This window comes from Variovorax sp. 20P10.2.4, from assembly GCF_058244205.1.
The window spans coordinates 1-3,979 of sequence record NZ_JBZAYE010000648.1; the positions used below are offsets into that span (position 1 = coordinate 1).

Here is a 3,979-nt window from a genome sequence, read left to right on the forward strand (position 1 = left end):
CGTCGATGGGCGTGGCGATCGGTTCGCCGAAGGCCTCGACCAGCCGCGAGCCCAGGGTGCGTGCCGCGGCCACCGTGATCTGCTGGCCCAGCACCGCGCGCACCGCGAGCTCGAAGCCGTCGACCGTGCCCGGCACGCGCAGCCCGTCGCCATGCGGAAAGGCCTCGTGCAGCGCGGCGTTGATGGCCATCGGGTCGGCGTCGATGTCGAGCATGGCGCGGGCGCGGCTGATGACCACCGGCAGCACCGGCGCCAGCGAATCGCTGACCGACAGCAGCATCTGTTCGCGCGCCATGTCGAAGCGCAGCTGCAGCCAGCCCGCATGCACCTGCGCGCCGTGCTGCACGCGCAGCGTGCGCGCCAGCCGCGTGAAGGCCGGTGCCGGCGCCTTGGCGTTCTTGCCGGCCGTGGGCACCTTGCCGTCCTCGGCCGTGATGCTCTCGACCCCGCGCAGCGCGCGCCGCGCGAAGAAGCCGAGCATCGCGTTCGGGTCGTAGGGCGGGCGAAAGCCCAGTCGCACCTCGATCGCGCGGCCGTCGCCGCCCTCGGCGCCACCGGCACGCCGCAAGGCGCTGGGATTGAGGCCGTAGTGCTCGACGAAGGCCGCGTTGAAGCGGCGCACGCTCGCGAAGCCGCTGGCCAGCGCCACCTGCGTCATCGGCAGGCGGGTGTCGGCGATCAGCTGCTTGGCCGCGAGCAGGCGGCGCGTCTGCAGGTACTGCAGCGGCGAGACGCCGAACTGGGCCTCGAAGATGCGGCGCAGGTGGCGGTCGCTGACGCCGAGCCGGGCCGCGATCTGCGCGGCGCCCGGGCCCTCGTCGGTCCAGGCGTCGGGCTCGTCGATCAGCCGCGCCGCCTGCTGCGCGAGGATGCGCGAGGCGTCCTCGGTCGACCAGTTGGCCGTGCCCATGGGGCGCGGCGCCAGTTCGGGCCGGCAACGCAGGCAGGGGCGGAAGCCCTCGGCCTCGGCCTGCGCCGCGTGGCGGAAGAAGCGGCAGTTCTCGCGCCGCGGCAGCTTCACGCGGCAGACCGGGCGGCAGTAGATGCCGGTGGAGGTCACCGCGGTGAAGAACGAGCCGTCGAAGCGCGCGTCGTGCGTCTTCAGCGCCAGGTAGCAGGCATCGCTCTCGAGCACGTCGGGGGAGGCGTTGGCGTTTGTCATGGCTTGAATATTAAGGTTTGGCGTCGTTTCGACTGGCCGTTTTCGGACATGTGGGTACCCCTGGCGATGCCTACAATCCCCGGGTCCACGAATCCACAGAGGAATCCTTTTTCATGCAGCTCAGCGCGTCGATCTTCAAGGCCTACGACATTCGCGGCGTGGTGCCCTCCACGCTGAATCCCGAGGTGGCGGAAGCCTTGGGCCGGGCCTTCGGCAGCGCGGCCCGCGCGGCCGGCGAGACCTCCGTGGCCGTGGGGCGCGACGGTCGCCTGTCGGGCCCGGCGCTCTCGCAAGCGCTGATCCGCGGCCTGGTGGCCACCGGCGTCGAGGTGATCGACGTGGGCGCGGTCACCACGCCCATGCTGTACTTCGCGGCCCACACGCTCGCCACCAGCGGCATCCAGGTCACGGGCAGCCACAACCCCAAGGACTACAACGGCTTCAAGATGGTGCTGGCCGGCCGCGCGATCTACGGCGACGAGATCCAGGCACTGCGCAAGACCATGGAAGCAGGCAGCGCGACGCTCGCGCCCGGCGGCAGCGTGCGCGAGGTGGACGTGACCGAGGCCTACGTGCAGCGCATCGTGGGCGACGTGCGGCTCGCGCGGCCGATGAAGATCGTGGTGGACTCGGGCAACGGCATCGCCGGCGCCTCGGCCCCGGCGATCTTCCGCGCCCTGGGCTGCGAGGTGACGGAGCTGTTCAGCGAGGTCGACGGCGACTTCCCGAACCACCATCCCGACCCCAGCAAGCCCGAGAACCTCAAGGACCTGATCGCCGCGCTGCAGCAGGGCGACGCCGAACTGGGCCTGGCCTTCGACGGCGACGGCGATCGGCTGGGCATCGTCACCAAGGACGGCCAGAACATCTTCCCCGACCGCCAGATGCAGCTGTTCGCGCAGGACGTGCTGTCGCGCGTGCCGGGCGGCACCATCGTCTACGACGTGAAGTGCTCGCAGCGCCTGGGCCCGGCCATCGAGGCCGCGGGCGGCAAGCCGCTGATCTTCAAGACCGGCCATTCGCTGATCAAGGCGAAGATGAAGGAACTCGATTCGCCGCTGGGCGGCGAGATGAGCGGCCACATCTTCTTCAAGGAGCGCTGGTTCGGCTTCGACGACGGCACCTATGCCGGTTGTCGCATGCTCGAGATCCTCAGCAGGAGCCCGAACGCGAGCGACGTGCTCAACGCGCTGCCCACGAGCTTCTCCACGCCCGAGCTCAACGTGAAGTGCGCCGAGGGCGAGCCGCACGCGGTGGTCGAACAGCTGCTGAAGAGCGCGAGCTTCGAGGCCCCGGCGCAGGTGTCGACCATCGACGGCCTGCGCGTCGACTGGCCCGACGGCTTCGGCCTGATCCGCGCCTCCAACACCACGCCGGTGCTGGTGCTGCGCTTCGAGGGCCAGACCCAGGCGGCGCTCGAGCGCATCGAGGCCCGCATGCTGGCGCTGCTCAAGACGGTGAAGCCCGACGCCACGCTGGCCGAAGCGGCGCACTAGGACACCGTGCGTTCGCTGCTGCTGCGCCTGTACGGCGCCTTCACCACCCTGGCCCAGCCGCTGGTGCGCCGCAAGCTGCGGCGCCGCGCGGCGGCCGAGCCCGGCTACGCGGTGGCGGTCGAGGAGCGCTTCGGCCACTACGACGCCGCCACCACCGGCCACGCCCAGTGCTGGGTGCACGCGGTCTCGCTCGGCGAGACGCGCGCCGCCGCCATCCTCATCGAGGAGCTGCGGCGCCAGTTCCCCGAGATCCCGATCCTGCTCACGCACGGCACCGCCACCGGCCGCGAGGAGGGCGCCAAGCTGCTGCGCGAGGGCGACACGCAGGTCTGGCAGCCCTGGGACACGCCGGGCGCCGTGGCGCGCTTCCTCGACCGCTTCCAGCCGCGCATCGGCGTGCTGATGGAAACCGAGGTCTGGCCCGAGATGGCCGCGGCCTGCGCCGAGCGCCGCATCCCGCTGGTGCTGGCCAATGCGCGGCTCAACGAGAAATCGCTGGCCTCGGCCGAGCGGCTGGGCTGGCTGGCGCGGCCGGCCTATTCGGCGCTGAGCGCGGTCTGGGCCCAGACCGAGGCCGACGCGCACCGGCTGGTGTCGCTGGGCGCCAAGGTCTCGGGCATCTACGGCAACCTCAAGTTCGACGCCACGCCCGACGTGCGGCAGCTGCATGCAGCCGCCAAGCTGCGCGGCACGCTGCCCAAGCCGATCGTGGTGCTGGCCAGTTCGCGCGACGGCGAGGAGCGCCTGCTGCTCGAGGTGCTACGGCGCTTCGGCGCCACCGCGCCGGTGCCGCCCGAGCAGGGCGCGGTCCGCTCGATCTCGAAGCGGGTGCACGACGTGCAGTGGATGATCGTGCCGCGCCATCCGCAGCGCTTCGACGAGGTGGCCGCGCTGATCGAGGCCGAGGGCTTCGCCGTGGCGCGCCGCAGCACGGCGGGCCAGCCGGCCGAGGCCGAGATCTGGCTCGGCGATTCGCTCGGCGAGATGGCGCTGTACTACGGCCTGGCCGACGTCGCGTTGCTCGGCGGCAGCTTCGAACCGCTGGGCGGCCAGAACCTGATCGAGCCCGCGGCCTGCGGCTGCCCGGTCGTGATGGGGCCGTCCACCTTCAATTTCGCGGAAGCCGCGCAGCTGTCGCTCGCGGCCGGTGCCTCGCTGCGCGTCGAGACCATGGAGCAGGCCGTGACCAGCGCGCTCAAGCTGGTAGAGAACCGCGAGCGCCGCGAGGCGATGTCGCAGGCCGCGCAGGCCTTCTCGTCCTCGAACCGCGGCGCGGCCGAGCGCACGGCGGCCGCGGTGCTCACGATCGCGATGGCGGCCG

3 protein-coding genes are annotated in these 3,979 nt (G+C 71.7%); 2 read left to right on the forward strand and 1 reads right to left on the reverse strand.

Features of this window, described 5'->3' with window-relative positions; genetic code table 11:
• On the reverse strand, window positions 1-1,162 hold a 1,162-nt coding region (locus AC27VN_RS34935), incomplete at its 3' end, for a bifunctional transcriptional activator/DNA repair enzyme AdaA (RefSeq protein ID WP_490879566.1).
• Window positions 1,163-1,275: 113 nt separating this feature from the next.
• Here AC27VN_RS34935 and AC27VN_RS34940 point away from each other — a divergent pair.
• Window positions 1,276-2,658 (forward strand): phosphomannomutase/phosphoglucomutase, encoded by a 1,383-nt coding sequence (locus AC27VN_RS34940; protein WP_490879567.1) that lies wholly within the window; start codon window positions 1,276-1,278, stop codon window positions 2,656-2,658.
• A gap of 6 nt (window positions 2,659-2,664) precedes the next feature.
• On the forward strand, window positions 2,665-3,979 hold a 1,315-nt coding region (locus AC27VN_RS34945), incomplete at its 3' end, for a 3-deoxy-D-manno-octulosonic acid transferase (protein WP_490879568.1).